This is a genomic window from Desulfovibrio sp. SGI.169, assembly GCF_050313595.1.
In the GTDB taxonomy this organism is placed as follows: domain Bacteria; phylum Desulfobacterota; class Desulfovibrionia; order Desulfovibrionales; family Desulfovibrionaceae; genus Desulfovibrio.
The window spans coordinates 135,060-155,166 of record NZ_JBNPLS010000001.1 but is presented as its reverse complement, the minus strand read 5'-3'; the positions used below and the strand labels follow the sequence as shown (position 1 = coordinate 155,166).

Below are 20,107 nucleotides of genomic sequence, written 5' to 3'. Positions count from 1 at the left end.
CTTTATGCTCCGGCGGGCACACGCATATCCTCAAGAATGCGGTTCGCCACTTTTTCGGCGTCAAATTCCCTGACGGCCAGATCACGCCCGGCCGCGCCCATGCGGGCGATATCTTCCGGCGCGAGAATGAAGCTCTCCATGGCCCTGGCCAGCGCCTTCGGGTCGCGCAACGGAACCATGCGCCCGTTGACGCCGTCGCGCACCACCTCCCGGCAGCCGGGCACATCCGTGACCACCGCCGGGCGGCCCATGCTCATGCCCTCCATGATGGAAGTGGGAGTGCCCTCCCGCCAGGAGGGCAGCACCAGCACATGGGCCGCGGCCACATGGGGCCGCACGTCTCTGGTTTCGCCCAGGTATTCGATGCCGTTTTCATGCTCCCAGGTTTTGACGCGGTCAAGGCCCACACTGCCCGGGCCCTGTTCCGGCGGCCCCAGAAGCTGAAAGCGGGCCTGGGGGTAACGGCCCCTGAGCAGGCGCGCGGCTTCGGCGTATTCAGGCAGGCCCTTGGCTTCCAGCAGGCGGCCCACCAGCAGAAAGGTCACGGGGCCGTCTGGCGGCAGCGCGGGCAGGGGCGCGGGGGCGAAGCGCGCAATGTCCACGCCCGTGCCGCGCGCCGTGAGCACGCGCGCGTCGGGATTCAGAATGCCCGACTCGCGGAAAACGCGAATATCGTCCTGATTCTGAAAAAAGACGCCCTCCGCGTTTTTGAGGGCCATGCGATAGAGCAGAACGCTCAGACGGTTGACGCATTTCTTGAGCGGGCTGTCGGCCTCAAAGGCGTAGCCCAGGCCGGTGATGGTGGCGTAGATGTGCGGCACGCGCGCGCGCCGGGCGGCCATGCAGCCGTAAATGACCGGCTTGATGGTGGAGGCGAAAAGCAGGTCAGGCTTTGCCTCGATGAATATCCGCCGCAGTTGCGCGAAAGTGCGCGCGTCATGCAGGGGGTTGAGGCCCTTGCGGTTCAGCCGGTAGTGGAGCGTTGCCGCCCCCAGGGCCTTCAGGGCCGCGTCGGCTTCGGGGTCGCCGGGCGGCGCGCAGCAGAGAACCTCATGGCCGCCCTGCCGCATCCGGCGGATCAGCACGCTCCAGAAATTGCGCAGTGCCCTGGCCTGGTTGCCCAGGACGATGATTTTCATGCCTTGTTTTCTCCCTTTCGCCGTGCCCGCGGCCCATTGCGCCCGGCGAACACGGCATGGCCCTGCCTATAGCACCTGCGCGCGGCGCTGAAAAGAGGGCCGCAACGCCACGTCTTTACAGGCCGCGCCGCGCGCGATACAAGGGGGGCGGCCTTCAGGGCCGCGCATTCTTCAACATTCAAACTGAAAACAGGATATGCTCATGAGCGCTTACGCCGCCTTGCGCGAAAGCATGGCTTCCGCCCCGTCCCGCTGGCTGGTGACCGGCGTGGCCGGTTTTATCGGCTCCAACCTGCTGGAGCACCTGCTGAAAATGGGCCAGACCGTGGTCGGCCTGGATAATTTTCTTACCGGCTATCAGAAAAATCTGGACATGGTTCGCGACCTGGTGGGGCCGGAAGCCTGGAAGCGTTTTACCTTTATTGAGGGCGACATCCGCGATCCGGACACCTGCCGCAGGGCCTGCGCCGGCGCGAGGCACGTGCTGCACGAGGCGGCGCTGGGCTCGGTGCCGCGCTCCATTGACGACCCCCTGCTCTCCAACAGCTGCAATATCGACGGCTTTCTGAACATGCTGGTGGCCGCGCGCGACGCCAAAGTTGAAAGCTTTGTGTACGCCGCCTCCTCCTCCACCTACGGCGACTCCCCGGAACTGCCCAAGGTGGAGGACAAAATCGGCCGCCCGCTCTCGCCCTATGCGGTGACCAAGTATGTGGACGAGCTTTACGCCGATGTTTTCGCCCGCTGCTACGGCTTTGCCAGCATCGGCCTGCGCTATTTCAACGTCTTCGGCCAGCGGCAAGACCCCTACGGCGCGTATGCGGCGGTGATTCCGCAGTGGTTCGCCAGCCTGATCAAGGGGGAAACCGTCTACGTCAACGGCGATGGTGAAACCAGCCGCGACTTCTGCTACATCGACAATGTGGTGCAGGCCAATCTGCTGGCCAGCTACGCCCGCGACGAGGCCCGCGACAAAATATACAATGTGGCCTTCGGCCAGCGCACCACGCTCAATGAACTCTTTGTGCTGATCCGCGAGGAAGTGAGCCGCCATCTGCCCGCCGCGGCCACGGCCGAGGCCGTGCACCGCGATTTTCGCGCGGGCGACGTGCGTCACTCTCTGGCGGACATCAGCAGGGCCGAAAAGCTGCTGGGCTATGCGCCGGGCCATGACGTGCGCCAGGGCCTGCGCCTGGCCGGAGACTGGTACGCGGCCAACCTGTAGCTGCCGCGGCATCGCGGATACGCCAGAAAGCGCACTTTGACAGGCCGCGCCGGTGGAGCGTCAGCCCCCGGCGGCGACCCTTTCATGCGCCTGAGGAATTTGGGCCTCCGTCCCGCGCGCTTCGCAATGCGCTTTGCGGCGGGCGGGCCTTACAGCAGGCACATGCAGACGGGAATGGTGATGGCCGACAGAAGGGTGGACAGCGACACCATCAGCGCGCCGAATTGCGGGTCTGTGCGGTAATAGGCGCTGAGGATGGCCGCCTGCATCAGCACCGGCAGCGAGGCCTGCATGATGAACACCTTGCCCATGAGTTCTGGAATGGGAAAAAGCGGCGTCAGCAGCATCACCACCAGCGGGCTGAGCACCAGTCGGCCTAGAAGGGCCAGCGCCAGATCGCGGTTGATCTTGAGATGGCGCAGATCCATGTTTTGCAGGGTGATGCCGATGAACAGCAGGGCCAGAGGCGTGGTCAGGTTGCCCAGATATTTGGCCGCGTCCAGCAGAAAGCGCGGCAGTTCCACCTTGAGCATGACGAGGCTCAGGCCGGTCAGAAAGCCCAGCATGGGCGGCGAAAAGATGTGCCGGATGTTGTCGCGCAGCCGGGTGCGTTCCCGCCCCTCCCCATCCCTGCTGCCGTCGCTGCTGATGGCGTAATTGCCCACAGTCCAGAAAAAAATGGTGCTGGCGAAATAGTAAAGCAGCACATAGGGCAGGGATTCTTCGCCGAACAGGGCCAGGTTGACGGGAATGCCCACAAATATGGTGTTGGAGTTGGAGACGCAGACGCAGAACAGGCCAAGACGCCCGCGCCGCACACGCACGGCCTTGCCCACCACCCAGGCCAGACTGAAGGTAAGTATCTGGGATGTGAAGGGCAGCAGCGCGCCATAAAGCATGTGCAGCAGATTGTCGCGCTCAAAGGACTGCAAAAGCGTGCTCATCAGAAAAGGCGGCAGGGCCACATAGGTGACCAGCCTGGGCAGGAGCATCTGGAATTCCGTGGAAAACCAGCCCCTCCAGGCCAGAATGTACCCTACCGCCACCACCAGCAGCAGGCCGAATATCCCCCCCAGCGCGTGCAGAAAAAGCATATGCTTTTTTTACAGTCTTTCAGGGCGTCCGTAAACCGGGCATGCCACGGCCCGGGGCGGGCGCGTCCCATGGCGTTCGCGGGCCTGTTCCTTTCATGCCTTTGGGCAGGCCGCGCGCACAGCCTCGCGGATGCGGCAGACCCCGCAAAGGCCGCCCGATGATGTGGGATAACCGCATTGCGGGCAGGGGGCCAGCGCCAGCCCCTCTTGGATCTCGCGCCGGGCAAAGACGGGTCGCCCGCGCGCCAGAAAGCCCTGGTAAAAATCCAGCTTGCGGCCCGGCATGGCCGCTTCCAGACGTTGCAGCAGGCCCTTGAGCACGGTGAAGCTGGCGCCGGGGCTGTAAGGGCAGGGCGCGTAATGGTTTTCAATGCCCATCAAAAAGGCGTAGTTGGCGGTTTCAAATTCCGTGAGCCGCCAGAGCGGTTTGACCTTGCGGGCAAAACCGCTCCCGCCGGGCAGCAGCGGCCCCTGATCCGAAAGATAGGCCGTGTCCCAGCGCAAAGTGTTGCTAAACAGGCGGGCCACCTCATCGTCAAGATTGTGCCCCGTGGCCAGAGCGTCAAAACCCTCATCCAGAGCCGCCTTGTTGAAGAAATGGCGCTTGATCTTGCCGCAGGCCGAGCAGATGGGCCGGCGCAGGCGCTCCCTGACCGCCGGGATGGGCAGACCCTCCGCGGTCATGTCCCTGATCAGCAGCCTGAGCCCGTGCCGGGCGCAGAAGCGCTCCACCACGCCGCGCGCGGCTGACGAGGAACCTGGAATGCCCAGATCAATGTGCAGGCCGGTGACGTCGTAACCCTGGCGGGACAGCTCCAGCATCAGGGCCAGAGAGTCCTTGCCGCCGGAGAGGGCCACCAGAATGCGCTCGTCGCGGCTGAAAAGCTTCTGCCCTTCAATGCCGCGCGCCACCTGGCGGGCAAAAAAATCCTTGTAGCAGTCCGGGCAGAAGGCGGCATTATGGCTTTTCAGGGCCACCACCGCCTCGGCCTTGCAGATTTTGCATTTCATAGAGCTTTCCAAAAGGCTGGGGGTTACGAGGCCCTCTGCTTCTGTTCCGCCGGGGCGGATTCGCCGCCCGCGTTCTCCGCCTCCTGAAGCCAGGTTTCAAAGAGGCGGCAGGCCCGTTCGGCCATGGCCTGCAAGCCCGCGTCCCGAACCAGGGCCGCGCCGCGTCGGCCCAGAGCGCGCCGCAGCTCTGCATCCCGCATGACATCAATCATGGCTTTGGCCAGGGCCTGGGGATCGTTCTCCGCCACAGGCAGAACCGCGCCATCATGCCCGCGCAGACGCTCCAGATGCAGAGCGCTTTGACTGCAAACCACCGGCAGGCCCGCGGCGAAGCCCGCCCAGAGGGTTGCCGGCCCTTCCTCCGGCGAGGAGCCGGGCGCGAGCCAGGCATGGCAGTGGGCAAGCACGTCGGCTTCCGGCTGTTCGCCAAGCAGGCAGAGGCGCGATTCCACCCCCAGGCTGGCGGCTTCATCCAGCACCTCGCGGAAGCGCGGGCCGCCGCCCGTCATGCGCACTTCCCAGGGGGGCAGGTCGTCACGCTGCCAGATGGCGGACATGGCCCGCGCCACCAGCAGCGCGCCGGAACGCGGCGCAAGGCTTTCCCCCATGCCGAAAACAAAATGTCTGCCCGCGTCTGCCTGAAACGGGGGCGGGGCCGGGTCAAAGCCGTCCAGGCAGATGCCCGGCGGCAACGGCAGAAGCGCGCTCCTGTTCTCCGGCGCGGCGGACTTTTGCGGGGCCCGCGCCCAGGCGGCCAGAATACGGCCGCGCACATGTTCCGAACCGCAAAGAATGTGCCGCGCCGCCGTCATGTCCCTGCCGTTGCACAGCTCAGGCGCGGGCGGGCGCAAAAAGAAGGCATGGGCCAGCAGGCCGCCGCCAGCCGGACGCATGCGCAGCACCCGGCGGCCCAGGGCCAGGGCCTCTTCGCCCACGGTCTGGATCAGCAATTTCTTGCGCTTCCGCTGCCAGTTCCAGAGGCGCAGCAATGTCAGGGGGTTGCCCGGCCCCGCGCCGCTCACGGCCAGCAGGGGCAAATTCAGGGCGCGGGCGCGCTCGTGCAGGCGGGAGCCCTTGAGGCAGACCAGCAACGGGGCCAGGCGACCGCCGTCGCGCATGGTTCGAACCAGGGCCAGGGTTTGTTCTTCTTCCAGCCGCCACATCCGCGCGCGCGTGGAGCCGCTGTGCCCGGCGTCTTCTGTCTCGTTCTGAAGGGAAAGCAGCAGAATGCGCATCAGTAGGGCGTGCCCTGGGCCAGCATGCGGGCAAGCAGGGCATCCTTGAGCCAGAGGGCCGTGGGGCCGGGCTTGCCCCTGCATGCCCCCTGTCCCACGGGCCTGCCGTCAAAACGGGTGACCGCCACGCAGAGCGTGGCGCTGGTAAACAGCAGCATTTCGCGGGCCGTGGCGATATCCTCTTTGTGGATGGGGCCCTGAAGCACGGGCATGCGTTCCCCGGCCAGATCCAGAGCCGCCAGCAGGGTGGTGCCGGGCAGTATGCGCCGGATCTCCGGGCTGCGCAGGCGGCCTTCCGCATCCACAATGCCCAGATTGGCGATGGCCGCCTCGCCCATAAAACCGTTTTCGTCAAAGCTCACGGCCACGTCCATGCCTTTCTGGCGGGCTTCCGCGGCCATGAAGACATTGGGCAGATAATTGGTGCTCTTGATGCGGGCCAGATATTCCTGCTTGGGAGGGATGGCGCTGCTGAAGGCCGTAAGCCCCTGGCGGTACACATCCTCCCGGGGCGGCTTCGCGGCCAGGGCCACAATGTACAGACCGGCCTGCGGGCACTCCATGGGGGAAATGCCGAACCCGCCCGGCCCCCGGCTGAGAAAGACGCGCAGATCGCCGTGATCCCGCCCGGAGGCGCGGGCCACGTCCAGAATGCGCCGGCGCAGCTCCTCCCAGGCGCAGGGCGGCGTAATGTTCAAGGCCCGCGCGCCGTCGCGCATGCGCGCCAGGTGCGCGTCCAGGGCGAAAATTTTTCGCTCGCGGCAGCAGATGCTTTCAAACAGGCCGTCGCCGCGATGGCAGAGGTGGTCGTCGAGCGGCAGCAGCAAAAGGCGCGGGTCTGTGCCGATGCGCCCCACCCGGTGATCGTAAAAGGCCAGAAATTTGTCCGCCCCCGGTCGGGGAGCGGACAAAAGCGCTTTCAGATAGGCGTCGGAATCCACGGCCTGCATGGCGCACCTCTTCCGCTTGGACTCAGCTCATGAAGACGGTCTTGTCCGGCACGCGAAGCAGATCGCGCCGCAGCAGCTCCTCGGCGATCTGCACCGCGTTGAGCGCCGCGCCCTTGCGCACGTTGTCGGCCACGATCCAGAGATTCAGGCCGTTGTCAATGCTCTCGTCCTCGCGGATGCGCCCCACAAAGGTGGGGTCGTCGCCGATGCAGTAGGCGGGCATGGGGTACATGAGTTCGCGCGGGTTGTCGAAAACCTTCACGCCAGGCGCTTGGGAAAGCATGATCCGGGCTTCCTTGGCCGTGATTTTCTTTTCGGTTTCAATGTTCACGGATTCGGCATGGCAGAAAAAGACCGGCACGCGCGCGCAGGTGGCCGTAACCCTGACCGAAGGATCATCAAGTATCTTCACGGTTTCGTTGACCATCTTCATTTCTTCCTTGGTGTAGTCGTTGTCCAGGAAGATGTCGATGTGCGGCAGCACGTTGAAGGCGATGCGGTAGGGGTAGACCCTGTTTTCCGGGTCGCGGGCGTTGAAGAGGTCGCGCACCTGGCGTTCCAGCTCTTCAATGCCCTTTTGCCCCGTGCCGGATACGGCCTGATAGGTGGAAACCACCACGCGCCTGATTTTGGCCGCGTCGTGCAGGGGCTTCAGAACCACCAGCATCTGGATGGTGGAACAGTTGGGGTTGGCGATAATGCCCTGATGGGCCTCCAGAGCCTGGGGGTTGACCTCGGGCACCACCAGGGGGCAGCGTTCGTCCATGCGCCAGGCCGCGGAATTGTCCACCACCACGCAACCGGCGTGGGCCGCGTGCGGCGCGAATGTGGAGGAGACCCCGCCCCCGGCTGAGAAAATGGCCAGATCAATGCCGGCGAAGACGTCTTCCTTCAGTTCTTCCACCGTGAGTTCCCCATCGCCGAAGGGAACCTTGCCGCCCGCCGACCGGGCCGAGGCAAAGGCCCGCACCTTTGCGGCCGGGAACTTGCGCTCGTGCAGCGTCTTGAGCATTTCACGGCCCACGGCGCCCGTGGCGCCCACAACGGCAACAGTCAAAGTCTCGCTCATGGCTTTGTGTCTCCTTGATGGAAGAAGCGGCGCGGCGTCCACGCCAACAGGCGCGCATCATAACCGCCCTTGCCCAAAAAGTGAAGCGCGGTCGCTTTCAAAAAACGGACGGCCCGGCGGCGGAGGAGTTTGGTGCGTCTTTTGGGCCTGGGCGGGCAAATATGACTTATTTTTGCGAAAATAATGCACTTTTTTCCCGTCCCGGCAACTTGACATTTTTTTCCCGATATGAAATTGAGAAATTGCGAGCGAAGGTTGCAAGAGAGCATTCGGGCGAAACCGGCGGGCCGGCTTCGTCACGGAGTCGCCGAAGGGGCAAGGCCGCAAGGGCTGAAACTCTCAGGTATCAGGATTGCAACCGGATGCACCTCTGAAACGCATTCGCGCGACAGAGCCAACGCAAACTCTGGAGTTCTGCTGTGGCTGGTCGCGCGATTCTTGTTACCAACAACCCCACGTTCCTTTCCCGCGTGCCGGCGGGTGTGGAAGTTCTCGTGCTGGACGGCGGCGCGCGCGACGCGCTGACGGCGGCGCGGGATCGCGTGCACCGGGGCTGGCGTCTGGCCAACCATCCGCTGTACGGCAATTTCCGTCCGCATCAGCAGCCTTACCGCTCCCTTCTGTTGCTGCCGCCGGTCGCCTCTGGGGCGACGGACAGTGAATCCCTGCATTTTCTGGAAGAAGCCCTGCAACTCTACCAGTGCCCCGCATCCAAAATCCGGCGGAGCCTGCCCGGCGACCTGCCCGACGCCATGCGCCGCGACTGCGCGCTGCTGGACCGCGAATTGTTGAAAGCCACGCTGGAAAGCCTGCACTGACTCCCTCCCCGTCGGGCCGGTCGGCCCGGAACCGCGGGAGGCGCTCGGTCACAAAGGCCTCCCGTTGCTCTGTCCCCAGGATTTTCCGGGCAACAAGCCCGAGGACGTCTGACCCAAGGAGTCTGCTGTGAATCTGGAACTGCATAAGATTGCCATCCGCAAGCTGGAATGGGGCCCGCGCACCGGCGCGCGGGATCATGCGCTCACCGTCAACAAGGAGGAGCTGGTCGCCCTGCTGCTGGAAGACCCGGCTCTCAGGAAGGTGGAGGTCGAGCTGGCGCACCCCGGCGACAGCGTGCGCATTCTGCCCTGCAAGGACGCCGTGGAGCCGCGCTGCAAGCTGGAAGGGCCGGGCGAGGTCTTTCCCGGCTGGATCGGCGATGTGGAAACCGTGGGTCAGGGCAAAACCCTGGTGCTGGAAGGCGCGGCGGTGCTGACCACGGGCCGCCTGGTGGCCCCGCAGGAAGGCATTGTGGACATGAGCGGCCCCGGCGCGGAATACACGCCCTTTTCCAAAACCTGCAACGTGGTTCTGGCGTTCGAGCCCGTGGAAGGCGTTGAACTGCATGAGCTGGAGGCGGTTTACCGCCGGGCCGGCTTCAGGGCCGCCCACTATCTGGCCGCCTGCTGCAAGGCGGACAAGGCCGACACGGTGGAAAGCTACGCCTTTCCGCCCCTGGCCGAGGCCATGAACGCCTTCCCCGGTCTGCCCAGGGTGGCCTATCTGTACATGCTTCAGTCTCAGGGGCTGCTGCACGACACCTGGGTGTACGGCGTGGACGCCAAAAAAATTCTGCCCACCATGATCAGCCCCACGGAAGTCATGGACGGGGCCATCATTTCCGGCAACTGCGTCTCGGCCTGTGACAAGAACAGCACCTACACGCATGTGAACAATCCGGTCATCAAAAGCCTTTACGCCCATCACGGCAAGGACGTCAATTTTGTGGGCGTGATCATCACCAATGAAAATGTGACCCTGGCGGACAAGAAGCGCAGCTCCTCCTATGCGGTGAAACTGGCGCAGATGCTGGGCGTGGACGGCCTGGTGATCTCCGAAGAGGGCTTCGGTAATCCAGACGCGGACCTGATCATGAACTGCTGGAAGGCCGAGCGCGCGGGCATCAAGACCGTTCTGATCACCGACGAATACGCCGGGCGCGACGGTTCCAGCCAGTCCCTGGCCGACTCCTGCCCTGAGGGCGACGCCTGCGTTACCGCGGGCAACGCCAATGAAATCATCGTGCTGCCGCCCATGCAAAAGGTCATCGGCGAACCGGCCGCGGCCGACGTCATCGCGGGCGGCTTCTTCGGCTCTCTGCGCGAGGACGGCAGCATGGAAGTGGAACTGCAGGCCATCATGGGCGCCACCAGCGAACTGGGCTTCAACCGCATCGGCGGCCGCACACTGTAAAAAGCCGTTCTTTTAAGGAGTGGATCATGGCATATCGCGTCATTCACTATATCAATCAGTTTTTTGCCGGCATCGGCGGCGAAGAGAAGGCGGATGTGGCCCCCGAGGCACGCGAGGGCGTGGTGGGCCCCGGCATGGCTTTCAGGGCCGCTCTGGGCAACGAGGCCGAAATTGTGGCCACCTTCATCTGCGGCGATAACCACTTCGCCAACAATATGGAAGCCGTTTCCGCCCAGGTGGTGGAGGCCGCGCGCAAGTACAGGGCCGACGCCCTGGTCGCGGGGCCGGCCTTCAACGCCGGGCGGTACGGCACGGCCTGCGCCTCGGTGTGCGCGGCGGTTAAAAAGGCTCTGAACATCCCGGTGGTCACGGCCCTGTACCGCGAAAATCCCGGCGTGGATCTTTTCCGCAGGGAAATTCCCATTGTGGAGGCCGCCGACTCCGCGCGCGGCATGGGCAAGGCCGTGCCGGCCATGGCCAGGGTGCTGCTCAAGCAGCTCAAGGGCGAAGCCCTGGGCGCTCCGGCCGAGGAAGGTCTGCTTGAAAAGGGCATCCGCCAGAACATGTTCTATGAACAGCCCGGCGCTGAACGCGCCGTGTCCATGCTGATCAAGAAGCTCAGGGGCGAACCCTTTGTCACGGAATACGCCATGCCGGTCTTTGACCGCGTGACGCCGCGCCCGCCCGTGGCCGACATGCGCGCGGCCAAGATCGCCCTGGTCACCTCCGGCGGCATCGTGCCCTTTGGCAATCCGGATCATATCGCGGCCTCCAGCGCGCAGAACTTCGGCGAATACGACATCACGGGCGTTACCGATCTGCTTCAGGGCGAATACCAGACCGCTCACGGCGGCTATGACCAGACCTACGCCAATCAGGACCCGGATCGCGTGCTGCCCGTGGATGTGCTGCGCGAGCTGGAAAAGGAAGGGGCCATCGGCTCCCTGCACACGGTTTTTTACAGCACCGTGGGCAACGGCACGGCCGTGGCCAAGGCCAAGGGCTTTGGCATAGAGATAGGCAAGCGCCTCAAGGATGCCCAGGTGCAGGCGGTGATCCTCACCTCCACCTGAGGCACCTGCACGCGTTGCGGTGCAACGCTCGCCAAGGCCATTGAGGACAGCGCCGACGTGCCCGTGGTTCACATGTGCACCATCGTGCCCATTTCCCTGAGCATCGGGGCCAACCGCATCGTGCCCACGGTGTCCATTCCCCACCCGCTGGGCAATCCCGAACTTTCGCCGGAAGCGGAAAAGGCCCTGCGCCGCGAACTGGTGGAGCGCGCGCTCAAGGCGCTCTCCACCCCCGTGGATGGGCAGACGGTCTTCGACAAGTAGCAGCCCTGTTCATTTCGTCTTTTTCCGGCCCCCCGCGCGGGGGCCGGAAAAAGCGGCGACTTCGAGAGGGGGAAACATGCATGTTGACGCAATGGATAACTGAGTTCAACAGCTTCTTGTGGGGCCCGTTTTTTCTCATTCCCCTGCTCTGCGGCACGGGTCTTTTCTACACCCTGCGGCTGCGCTTTGTGCAGGTGCGCAAATTCGGTCTTGCCCTGCGTTACCTCATGGGCGCGGCCACACTCTTCGGCAAGCGGGCCGACAAGACAGGCATGAGTTCCTTCCAGGCGCTGGCGACGGCCATTGCCGCCCAGGTGGGCACAGGCAATGTGGCCGGCACGGCCACGGCCATGGTCATGGGCGGGCCCGGCGCGCTCCTCTGGCTCTGGCTGGCGGCGTTTTTCGGCATGGCCACCATTTTTGCGGAAGCCGTGCTGGCCCAGACGTTCAAAAGCGCCGACAGCGAGGGACATGCGGTCGGCGGCCCGGCCTACTACATCACGCGCGGCATGGGGCCCGGGGCAAAGCCCCTGGCCGTGTTCTTCTCCATCGCCATCATCATTGCCCTGGGCTTCATCGGCAACATGGTGCAGTCCAACACCATAGCCGAGGCATTCAACAGCGCCTTTGGCGTCAACAGGCTTGTGGTGGGCGTCATTGTGGGCGCGCTGGCGGCGCTTGTCTTCATCGGCGGCATGGGCCGCATCGCCGGCGTTACCGAAAAGCTCGTGCCGGCCATGGCCATACTGTACGTCGCCGGCGGCGTCTATGTGCTCGTCACCCATGCGGACGCCATCATCCCGGCCTTTACGCTCATTTTTACGTCAGCCTTTGATCCGCAGGCCGTTTACGGCGGCGCCATCGGCGTGACCATTCGCGAGGCCATGCGCTATGGCGTGGCTCGCGGCCTGTTCGCCAACGAAGCGGGCATGGGCTCCACCCCGCACGCGCACGCCGTGGCCAGGGTGGAACATCCCTGCCAGCAGGGGCTTGTGGCTATTTTTGGCGTGTTCACCACCTTTGTGATCATTACCTTCACGGCCATGGTCATTCTTGTGTCAGGCGCGCTCACGCTCGGGCCGGGCGCCGCCACGGGCATTCGCCTCACACAGGCCGCCTACACGGCAAACATGGGCGGCTTCGGCGGAAGCTTTGTGGCCGTCTGCCTTTTCTTTTTCGCGTTTTCAACCATTGTGGGCTGGTATTTTTTTGGCGCGCAGAACATGCGCTACCTTTTCAACGGCAAGGGCATCAGCGTCTATCGCGCCGTCGTGGTGATATTTGTGGTTCTCGGCGCGTCTCTGCATGTGGAGCTTGTCTGGCAACTGGCTGATCTGTTCAACGGCATGATGGTCGTCCCCAATCTCATCGCGCTTTGGGCGCTGAACAAGATTGTGGTCAGGCGACTCAACGAGTTCGAGGGGCTTCTTGCAGCATGCGACCGGAAGACATCAGGAAAGGGAGAAGCATAATGGAACAGCGTGAACTGGTCATCATCGGCGCGGGGCCGGCCGGGCTTACCGCCGCCATCTACGGCAAGCGCGCGGGCCTGGATGTGCTCGTGCTGGAAAAAGGCAAAGCCGGCGGTCAGATTCTGATCACCAGCGAAATCGAAAACTGGCCCGGCGCCGTCAATGTTTCGGGCGCGGGGCTGGCCGACAGCTTTCGGGCGCATGCCGAACACTTCAAGGCGGAATTCCGCGCCGCCACCGTGACGAAACTGCGTCCAGAGGGGGGCAAAACCATTGTGGTCACGGATCAGGGCGAGATTGAGGCCAGGGCGCTGATTATCGCCACCGGGGCCAATTTTCGCAAGCAGGGCTGCCCCGGCGAAAAGGAATTCACGGGCAAGGGCGTGTCCTATTGCGCCGTCTGCGACGCGGCCTTTTTTGAAGAACTGGAAGTGGCGGTCATCGGCGGCGGCAACACCGCCGTGGAAGAGGCCTGCTATCTGACCCAGTTTGCGGAAAAAGTCTACATAGTGCACCGGCGCGACCAGTTTCGCGCCGACAGGGTGGTGGTGGAGCGCGCCCTGAAAAATCCCAAAATCGTGCCCATCTGGGACAGCGTGCTGGAAGCCATCGAGGGCGACGGCCTGGTGGAGCGCATGCTGCTCAAAAACGTCAAGAGCGGCGAAAAAAGCGTGGTGCCCGTCAACGGCGTGTTCATCTTCATCGGCACCCTGCCCAACGCGGCCTTTCTCGGCGATGCGGCGCGAACCACCGAGAACGGCTGGATCATCACCGATGAAAACATGAAAACCTCCACGCCGGGCATTTTCGCGGCGGGCGACGTGCGCGACACGGCCCTGCGCCAGGTGGTCACGGCCGCCGGGGACGGAGCCAGGGCCGCCATGTCGGCTTACGCTTACCTTATGGAAAACCAATAGGCGGCGCGGTGCCGCACGCACAATTTCGCATATGAGGAGCATGCTTATGGCCACTGTGGGCATCAAAAGCACGGCTTATTGTCTGAACTTCGCGCCGGAACTGGCGCTGCGTTACGGCGGCACGCCCGCACAGGAGCGGCGCGCCAAGCCTGATTCCGACTATCTGAAGGCCCTGCCCGGTCAGGTTCAGAGCTATGAGGAAGCGGCGGGCTACGCCCCCAACAAGACCTATATCGGGGCCATGAGCGTGGACGAACTGGCCGCCGCGCCCGCCCCTTGGCTGGAAAATCCCGGCGCGCCGGAACGCTACGGCAGATACGGCGAAATCATGCCCGAGGACGAGTTCATCGGTTTTATGGATATCTGCGACGTCTTTGACCTGATCTGGCTGGACAAGGGTTTCGCCGCGCGCGTCAGGGAAAAGCTGGCGCGGGATCCGGTCATGGGCGAAAGCCAGATGGCCCGCCTGGAGGCTGGGCACGAAGCCGCCGAAATAGCCGAAGCCGTGGAAAAGCACGGGGCTTTGCCCCTGTATCTGGACGGCGCGGTGGTGGCGTGCTGCCGGCGCGCCCATGACACTGACGAAAACCTTGCGGCCCACGTCATGCTGGAAAATCTGGCCTGCAAGGCCAGTGGCGTGCTGGCCCTGCTTCACCTGATCAAAAACAGCGGTTTGACGCCGGCTGACATTGACTTTGTGGTGGAATGCTCGGAAGAGGCCGTGGGCGACACCATGCAGCGCGGCGGCGGCAACATGGCCAAAGCCGTGGCCGAGATCGCGGGCTGCGGCAACGCCAGCGGCTTTGACGTGCGCGGTTTCTGCGCGGGCCCGGCGGCGGCGGTCATCACGGCGGCGGGCATGGTGGCCTCGGGCGTGCGGCGGAATGTGGCCGTGCTGGGCGGCGGTTCGCTGCCCAAACTGTACATGAACTCGCGCGACCACGTCAAAAAGGGCCTCAAGGCGCTGGAAAACTGCATCGGCAGTTTTGCCGTGCTGCTCGTGCCCGACGACGGCACGGAACCGGTGATCCGCCTTGACTCCGTCGGCAAGCACAGCGTGGCCGCCGGGGCCGCCCCGCAGGCCATCACCTCGGCCCTGACCTATGAACCGCTGACCCGCCTGGGTCTCAAGCTTACCGATGTGGACAAGTACGCGCCGGAACTGCACAATGCTGAAATCACCCTGCCCGCCGGGGCGGGCAATGTGCCTGAGGCCAACTTCAAGATGATCGCGGCCCTCTCGGTCATGAAAGGCCAGCTCAAGCGCGAGGAGATTCCGCAATTCGTGGCCGAGCACGGCCTGCCCGGCTTCGTGCATACCCAGGGGCACATCCCGTCGGGGGTGCCCTACATGGGCCATGCCCGCGACGCCATCAAGGCGGGGAACATCAGGCGCGCCATGATCATCGGCAAGGGCAGCCTCTTTCTGGGCCGCCTGACCAATCTGGCCGACGGCGCGTCCTTCCTCATGGAAGCGCCCGCCGGAACGGGCGGGGGCGAAAACGCTTCGGGCGTGACCAGGGAGGAAGTGCGGGAACTGCTGCTGGACGCGCTTGCCGATCTGGCCGCCAACCTTCAGAAAAACTGAGGTCTGTCATGGCGGAAGTCAACGAAAGCAAACGCGCCCTCATCGGCGCGGCCCTGGCGGAACTGGTGGCCACGGCCCGCGGCGGCGGCCCGCGCAACCGCGTGGGGCTGATGGCCGCCGGCAGTGAACTGCCGGTGGAAGAATTTCTGCTGGGCGCGGTCACGGCCATGCGGCAGGACAGCCGCCTTCAGGTGGTGGGTCTGGGCCCCCGGCCCGCCGCCCTGCCCGAAGGCATGGACTGGATTGAAACGCCGGACTGTGAGGCCGACATCGCGGCGGCCATGGAAAAGGCGCTGAATTCCGGCGACCTGGAAGGCGCGGTGGCCCTGCATTACCCCTTCCCGGTGGGCGTAACCACCATGGGGCGGATATGCACCCCGGCCAGGGGCAAGCCCATGATTCTGGCTTCATCCACGGGCATCAGCGCGCCGCAGCGGGCCTGCGCCATGCTGCGCAACGCGATCTACGGCCTGGCCACGGCCAGGGCTGTGGGCATTGTCGAACCGACGCTGGGCGTGCTTAATCTGGATGCCGCGCCCCAGGTCATGCGCGCTCTCGGCCGCATGGCTGAAAAGGGCTATGCCCTGCGCTTCGGGCGGAGCGTGCGCAAGGACGGCGGCGCGCTGCTGCGCGGCAACGACATTCTGGCCGGCGCGGTGGATGTCTGCGTTTGCGATACCCTCACCGGCAATGCGCTGGCCAAGGTATTCGCGGCCTTCAGCACGGGCGGCGGGTACGAGGCCGCGGGCTGGGGCTACGGCCCCTCCACAGGCGAGGGCTGGGGCAAGGTGGTGTCCATCATCTCGCGGGCCTCGGGCGCGCCGGTCATCGCCAACGCTCTGGCCTACACGGCCCAGGCCCTGCGCGGCGGGCTGCCCGCCAGGGTGGCGGCCGAACTCAGGGCGGCCCGCGCCGCCGGTCTGGATGAAGAGCTGGAAGCTCTGCTGCCCAGGGCCGAGGCCGACGCGGGAGACGCCCCGGCCATGCCGCCCGCGGAACCCACGGATGAGGAAATCCACGGCATTGACGTGCTGGATCTGGAAAACGCCGTGCATGTGCTCTGGAAAGAAGGCATTTATGCCGAAGGGGCCATGGGCTGCACCGGACCGGTGGTCAAACTGGCGTCGTCCAGTCTGGAAAAGGCCAAAGGCCTGCTCCGGTCGGCGGGCTATCTGTAAAACGTGTTTTTCATGCAATGCAAAACAGGCAAGCAGCGAGGTGCATCATGATTGTTGTGGACAAGGAAAATTTCGAGGCTGAAGTGCTCAAGAGCGATCTGCCCGTCATCGTGGACCTTTGGGGGCCGCAATGCGGCCCCTGCCTGGCGCTGATGCCGTCAGTGGAAAAACTGGCCGGGGAATACGAAGGCAAAATCAAGTTCTGCAAACTGAACGTGGCTGAAAACCGCCGCCTGGTCATCTCCCTCAGGGTCATGGCCGTGCCCACCATCCTGTTTTACAAGGGCGGGGAAAACGTGCAGCGGATCAGCAGCGACGAAGTGACCCTGGACGCCATCAGGGCCGGGGCGCAGAATTTGTTGCAGTAGGCTGTGGAGAGAGCGCGTCAAACAACATAAGGAGTGCGACATGGGTAAGTTAACCGGCAAGAAGCTGCTGCTGCTGGGCGAACGGGACGGTGTCCCCGGCCCGGCCATGGCGGCGGTCTTCGCCAACTCCGGGGCCGAGGTGCTGTTCTCGGCCACGGAATGTTTCGTCTGAACCGCCGCGGGCGCCATGGACCTGGAAAATCAGCAGCGCGTCAAGGACGCCGCTGAGAAGGTCGGGGCGGACAACCTGGTGGTGGTGCTCGGCTCTTCCGACCCTGAAGGGGCGGAAATCTATGCCGAAACCGTCACGCTGGGCGACCCCACCTTTGCCGGTCCGCTGGCGGGAGTCCCGTTGGGACTCTGCGTGTACCACGTGTTTGAGGAAGAAATGAAAAGCGAGGCCGATCCCGCGGCCTGGGAAGAACAGGTCAGCATGATGGAAATGGTGCTGAATACCGAGGCGCTGGCCGCTTCGGTGAAAAAGATGCGCGACGCCAACAGCAAGCATTCGCTGTAGGCGCCAACAGCCTGAACATGACCCCGTGGGGCGCGCCGCTCCACGGGGTTTTCTTGGCGCAGGAACAAGCGCCGGCGTCGAAAGGCCGGTTCTGACGGAGCGTCACGACAAATCACGGGCCGCCAAAACACGAATGAGATGCGCCCGCCCGCCTCGCCACAAAAGCGGCCCTGCCTGCCGCCGCGCTCAGGACAGTCTGTTTTTGAAATCCTCATAGCCGAATTCGCGCAGCAGGCTGAAGCGCATGGCGCGGCCCGCAGCGTCCGGCCCGGCCGCGCAGATGCCGATGGAGGGCAGGCGCAGGCCGTTGAAGGTGGTGGTTTTGACCATGCTGTAGATGGCCATGTCGCCGAAAACCAGGCGTTGCCCCGTTTGCAGGGGGGCGGCAAAGCCGTATTCGCCAATCACGTCCCCGGCCAGGCAGGATTTGCCCGCCAGACGGCAGGCCCAGGCCCCTTCGCCGGCCTTGCCGGCCCGCGCGGTCGCGCAGTCATGCCGGTAAAAGACCTCCGGCCTGTAGGGCATTTCCAGCACGTCGGGCATGTGGCAGGCGGCGGAGACATCCAGCACGGCCACGGGCATGTCGGCCATGACCACATCCAGCACCGTGGCCGTGAGCCAGCCCGCATTGAGGGCCACGGCCTCGCCCGGCTCCAGATAAATGCGGGCCTTATAGCGGTCGCGCCAGCGGGTCAGGCGGGCGCAGAGCAGGTCCAGGTCATAGCCCGGCCTGGTGATATGATGCCCGCCGCCAAAATTGAGCCACTCGCAGCCGGCCAGCCAGGGGCCAAACTTGGCCCCCACGGCGTCCAGCGTGCGGGCCAGAGCGTCGGCCCCCTGTTCACAGAGGGTATGAAAATGCAGGCCGGAAATGCCCTCCAGAGCGGCGGCGTCAAAATGCCGCCGCCGGATGCCCAGGCGCGAACCCGGCGCGCAGGGATCATACATGGGCGTCGTGCCCTCGGAATGCTCAGGGTTGAGGCGTAAACCGCAGGCAATGGGCCTGTGCGCGCGGCGCTCGCGGTTACAGGCTTCGATGAGCGGGCGAAAGCGCCGCCACTGGGCCGGGGAATTGAAAACAATGTGATCCGCCAGCTCCAGCAATTCGCTTATTTCGGACTCGCTCCAGGCCGCGGCGAAGGCATGCACCTCGCCGCCGAACTCCTCCCGCCCCAGACGCGCCTCATCCACGGAACTGGCGCACACGCCCCAGAGCGGCCCCGCGCCCGCGCGCGACAGCAGCGGAAAGGTGGCCCAGGCCGCATAGCCCTTGAGGGCCAGCAGAATACGCGCGCCGGTGCGGCGCTGCACCTGCTCCAGAATGGCGGCATTGGCCGCCAGGCGCGGCTCGTCCAGCACAAAGCAGGGGGAGGGGACGGGGTTGTCTTCTGTGAACAGAAAATCCAGACAGTCCATCAGCATTCCTCCCATCGGCATTTCGCGCGGACGGGGCCTGAAACCCGGAGCCGCAGCCGGGCGTCAGGCCCCGAAACGCGCGATTTTTCCTGTGTCACTTCACTTCCACGCACTGCCAGGGCAGCCCGTAGACGTTGAGAGCCGCCATGAAAGGATCAGGGTCAAACTGCTCCATGTTCCAGACGCCGGGCCTGCGCCATGCGCCTTCCGCGATCATTTTTGCGCCGATCATGGCGGGCACGCCCGTGGTGTAGGAAATGGCCTGGGAGCCCACTTCCGCATAGCAGGCTTCGTGGTCGCAGATATTGTAGATATAGACGGTCTTTTCCCGACCGTCTTTGACCCCGCGCATGACGTTGCCGATGCAGGTCTTGCCCCTGGTCAGCGGCCCCAGGGAGGAGGGGTCGGGCAGCAGGGCCGCGAGAAACTGAATGGGCACAATCTCCCGCCCCTGAAAGAGCACGGGGTCGATGCGGGTCATGCCCACATTGCCGAGCACCCTGAGGTGGTTGAGATAATTCTCCGAAAAGGTCATCCAGAAGCGCGCCCGGCGGATGCCCTTGAGATTCCGCACCAGGGATTCCAGCTCTTCATGGTACATGAGGTAGCATTTTCTGCCGCCGATGCCGCCCGGGAAGTCATAGTTCATGGACCAGGAGAGGGGGTCGGTTTCCACCCATTCGCCGCGCTCCCAGTAGCGGCCCGGCGCGGTGACCTCGCGAATGTTGATTTCCGGGTTGAAGTTGGTGGCAAAGGGCTGGCCGTGGTCGCCGGCGTTGCAGTCAATGATGTCCAGCACATGCACTTCGTCCAGCTCGTGCTTCAGCGCCCAGGCCGCGAAGACATTGGTGACGCCGGGGTCAAAACCCGAACCCAGCAGCGCCGTGAGCCCGGCCTCGCGAAAGCGGTCGGCATAGGCCCATTGCCATTTGTACTCAAACCTGGCCGTGTCCGGGGGTTCATAATTGGCCGTGTCCATATAATGCACGCCGCATTCCAGGCAGGCGTCCATGATATGCAGGTCCTGATAGGGCAGGGCGAGATTGCAGACCAAATCCGGCCTGACCCGCCGGATCAGGGCGCAGAGTTCGGGCACGTTGTCCGCGTCCACCTGGGCGGTGCCGATGTCCATGCCCATGCGGGCCCTGACGCTGCGCGCCACGTCCTCGCAGCGGCGCAACGTGCGGCTGGCCAGGGTGATGCCTTCAAAAACGCCGCTTTCCTTGGCCGCCTGGGCGCATTTGTGGGTCGCCACACTGCCCACGCCGCCCGCGCCGATAATCAGGATATTCGCCATGTCCGCTCCTTTTTGCTCCAGATGACGCGACCGCCCGCGGCGGAGCCCCGCTCACGTCAGAG

Annotated in this window: 18 protein-coding genes and 1 riboswitch; of the genes, 10 read left to right on the top strand and 8 right to left on the bottom strand. The window is 64.4% G+C overall.

Annotated elements, in window-relative coordinates; translation table 11 throughout:
- Positions 1-2: 2 nt before the first annotated feature.
- Complete coding sequence (locus tag ACQRA4_RS00690) at positions 3-1,139, bottom strand: glycosyltransferase family 4 protein (RefSeq protein ID WP_427821151.1); 1,137 nt, start codon at positions 1,137-1,139, stop codon at positions 3-5.
- 202 nt (positions 1,140-1,341) lie between these two features.
- Here ACQRA4_RS00690 and ACQRA4_RS00685 point away from each other — a divergent pair, with 202 nt between their 5' ends.
- Positions 1,342-2,364 carry an NAD-dependent epimerase/dehydratase family protein gene (locus ACQRA4_RS00685; RefSeq protein ID WP_427821150.1) on the top strand — a complete coding sequence of 341 codons (1,023 nt, stop codon included), beginning with the start codon at positions 1,342-1,344 and terminating at the stop codon, positions 2,362-2,364.
- Between the two features lie 149 nt (positions 2,365-2,513).
- Here the strand turns inward: ACQRA4_RS00685 and ACQRA4_RS00680 are convergent, their stop codons facing one another.
- The 5 genes from ACQRA4_RS00680 to ACQRA4_RS00660 form a co-directional block, all read right to left on the bottom strand.
- Positions 2,514-3,458 (bottom strand): AEC family transporter, encoded by a 945-nt coding sequence (locus tag ACQRA4_RS00680; protein WP_427821149.1) that lies wholly within the window; start codon positions 3,456-3,458, stop codon positions 2,514-2,516.
- Between the two features lie 93 nt (positions 3,459-3,551).
- Entirely contained in the window at positions 3,552-4,469 is a 918-nt protein-coding gene (locus ACQRA4_RS00675) for an ATP-binding protein (RefSeq protein ID WP_427821148.1), read from the bottom strand.
- A gap of 23 nt (positions 4,470-4,492) precedes the next feature.
- Complete coding sequence (locus ACQRA4_RS00670) at positions 4,493-5,704, bottom strand: glycosyltransferase family 4 protein (RefSeq protein ID WP_427821147.1); 1,212 nt, start codon at positions 5,702-5,704, stop codon at positions 4,493-4,495.
- Entirely contained in the window at positions 5,704-6,654 is a 951-nt protein-coding gene (locus ACQRA4_RS00665) for an aminotransferase class IV (protein WP_427821146.1), read from the bottom strand. Before ACQRA4_RS00665 ends, ACQRA4_RS00670 begins: the two co-directional genes overlap by 1 nt.
- 22 nt (positions 6,655-6,676) lie before the next feature.
- Positions 6,677-7,723 carry an aspartate-semialdehyde dehydrogenase gene (locus ACQRA4_RS00660; RefSeq protein WP_427821145.1) on the bottom strand — a complete coding sequence of 349 codons (1,047 nt, stop codon included), beginning with the start codon at positions 7,721-7,723 and terminating at the stop codon, positions 6,677-6,679.
- A gap of 248 nt (positions 7,724-7,971) precedes the next feature.
- Positions 7,972-8,088: riboswitch (glycine riboswitch) on the top strand.
- 54 nt (positions 8,089-8,142) lie between these two features.
- Here ACQRA4_RS00660 and ACQRA4_RS00655 point away from each other — a divergent pair.
- From ACQRA4_RS00655 to grdA, 9 genes are all read left to right on the top strand, one after another.
- The gene (locus tag ACQRA4_RS00655) at positions 8,143-8,541 is read left to right on the top strand and encodes a GrdX family protein (protein ID WP_427821144.1); all 399 of its coding nucleotides are present in this window, start codon (positions 8,143-8,145) and stop codon (positions 8,539-8,541) included.
- 127 nt (positions 8,542-8,668) lie between these two features.
- Entirely contained in the window at positions 8,669-9,955 is a 1,287-nt protein-coding gene (locus ACQRA4_RS00650; RefSeq protein WP_427821143.1) for a glycine/sarcosine/betaine reductase component B subunit, read from the top strand.
- 26 nt (positions 9,956-9,981) lie between these two features.
- Positions 9,982-11,292 (top strand): glycine reductase complex selenoprotein B, encoded by a 1,311-nt coding sequence (gene grdB, locus ACQRA4_RS00645; protein ID WP_427821142.1) that lies wholly within the window; start codon positions 9,982-9,984, stop codon positions 11,290-11,292.
- A gap of 80 nt (positions 11,293-11,372) precedes the next feature.
- The gene (locus ACQRA4_RS00640; protein WP_427821141.1) at positions 11,373-12,764 is read left to right on the top strand and encodes an alanine/glycine:cation symporter family protein; all 1,392 of its coding nucleotides are present in this window, start codon (positions 11,373-11,375) and stop codon (positions 12,762-12,764) included.
- On the top strand, positions 12,764-13,681 hold the full coding sequence (gene trxB / locus ACQRA4_RS00635; RefSeq protein ID WP_427821140.1) for a thioredoxin-disulfide reductase: 918 nt from the start codon (positions 12,764-12,766) through the stop codon (positions 13,679-13,681). Before ACQRA4_RS00640 ends, trxB begins: the two co-directional genes overlap by 1 nt.
- 46 nt (positions 13,682-13,727) lie before the next feature.
- Positions 13,728-15,269, top strand: a complete 1,542-nt coding sequence (grdC, locus tag ACQRA4_RS00630; protein ID WP_427821139.1) for a glycine/sarcosine/betaine reductase complex component C subunit beta — start codon at positions 13,728-13,730, stop codon at positions 15,267-15,269.
- Between the two features lie 8 nt (positions 15,270-15,277).
- Complete coding sequence (gene grdD, locus ACQRA4_RS00625; protein ID WP_427821138.1) at positions 15,278-16,447, top strand: glycine/sarcosine/betaine reductase complex component C subunit alpha; 1,170 nt, start codon at positions 15,278-15,280, stop codon at positions 16,445-16,447.
- A gap of 47 nt (positions 16,448-16,494) precedes the next feature.
- A complete protein-coding gene (locus tag ACQRA4_RS00620; RefSeq protein WP_427821137.1) occupies positions 16,495-16,815 on the top strand; it encodes a thioredoxin family protein in 321 nt (106 codons plus the stop codon).
- Positions 16,816-16,855: 40 nt separating this feature from the next.
- Positions 16,856-17,332, top strand: coding sequence for a glycine/sarcosine/betaine reductase complex selenoprotein A (gene grdA, locus ACQRA4_RS00615; RefSeq protein ID WP_427821136.1), 477 nt, complete (start codon positions 16,856-16,858; stop codon positions 17,330-17,332).
- Positions 17,333-17,518: 186 nt separating this feature from the next.
- Here grdA and nspC read toward each other — a convergent pair whose 3' ends face one another.
- Together nspC and ACQRA4_RS00605 are read right to left on the bottom strand one after the other, a co-directional pair.
- Positions 17,519-18,748, bottom strand: a complete 1,230-nt coding sequence (nspC, locus tag ACQRA4_RS00610) for a carboxynorspermidine decarboxylase (protein ID WP_427821135.1) — start codon at positions 18,746-18,748, stop codon at positions 17,519-17,521.
- Positions 18,749-18,842: 94 nt separating this feature from the next.
- Positions 18,843-20,045, bottom strand: coding sequence for a saccharopine dehydrogenase C-terminal domain-containing protein (locus ACQRA4_RS00605; protein WP_427821134.1), 1,203 nt, complete (start codon positions 20,043-20,045; stop codon positions 18,843-18,845).
- Positions 20,046-20,107 lie beyond the last annotated feature (62 nt).

Excerpts from the sequence above, each read along its gene's own strand:
- ACQRA4_RS00690 (WP_427821151.1), bottom strand. The coding sequence starts at position 1,139 with ATGAAAATCATCGTCCTGGGCAACCAGGCCAGGGCACTGCGCAATTTC.
- ACQRA4_RS00685 (WP_427821150.1), top strand. The coding sequence starts at position 1,342 with ATGAGCGCTTACGCCGCCTTGCGCGAAAGCATGGCTTCCGCCCCGTCC.
- ACQRA4_RS00680 (WP_427821149.1), bottom strand. The coding sequence starts at position 3,458 with ATGCTTTTTCTGCACGCGCTGGGGGGGATATTCGGCCTGCTGCTGGTG.
- ACQRA4_RS00675 (WP_427821148.1), bottom strand. The coding sequence starts at position 4,469 with ATGAAATGCAAAATCTGCAAGGCCGAGGCGGTGGTGGCCCTGAAAAGC.
- ACQRA4_RS00670 (WP_427821147.1), bottom strand. The coding sequence starts at position 5,704 with ATGCGCATTCTGCTGCTTTCCCTTCAGAACGAGACAGAAGACGCCGGG.
- ACQRA4_RS00665 (WP_427821146.1), bottom strand. The coding sequence starts at position 6,654 with ATGCAGGCCGTGGATTCCGACGCCTATCTGAAAGCGCTTTTGTCCGCT.
- ACQRA4_RS00660 (WP_427821145.1), bottom strand. The coding sequence starts at position 7,723 with ATGAGCGAGACTTTGACTGTTGCCGTTGTGGGCGCCACGGGCGCCGTG.
- ACQRA4_RS00640 (WP_427821141.1), top strand. The coding sequence starts at position 11,373 with ATGTTGACGCAATGGATAACTGAGTTCAACAGCTTCTTGTGGGGCCCG.
- trxB (WP_427821140.1), top strand. The coding sequence starts at position 12,764 with ATGGAACAGCGTGAACTGGTCATCATCGGCGCGGGGCCGGCCGGGCTT.
- grdC (WP_427821139.1), top strand. The coding sequence starts at position 13,728 with ATGGCCACTGTGGGCATCAAAAGCACGGCTTATTGTCTGAACTTCGCG.
- grdD (WP_427821138.1), top strand. The coding sequence starts at position 15,278 with ATGGCGGAAGTCAACGAAAGCAAACGCGCCCTCATCGGCGCGGCCCTG.
- ACQRA4_RS00620 (WP_427821137.1), top strand. The coding sequence starts at position 16,495 with ATGATTGTTGTGGACAAGGAAAATTTCGAGGCTGAAGTGCTCAAGAGC.
- nspC (WP_427821135.1), bottom strand. The coding sequence starts at position 18,748 with ATGGACTGTCTGGATTTTCTGTTCACAGAAGACAACCCCGTCCCCTCC.
- ACQRA4_RS00605 (WP_427821134.1), bottom strand. The coding sequence starts at position 20,045 with ATGGCGAATATCCTGATTATCGGCGCGGGCGGCGTGGGCAGTGTGGCG.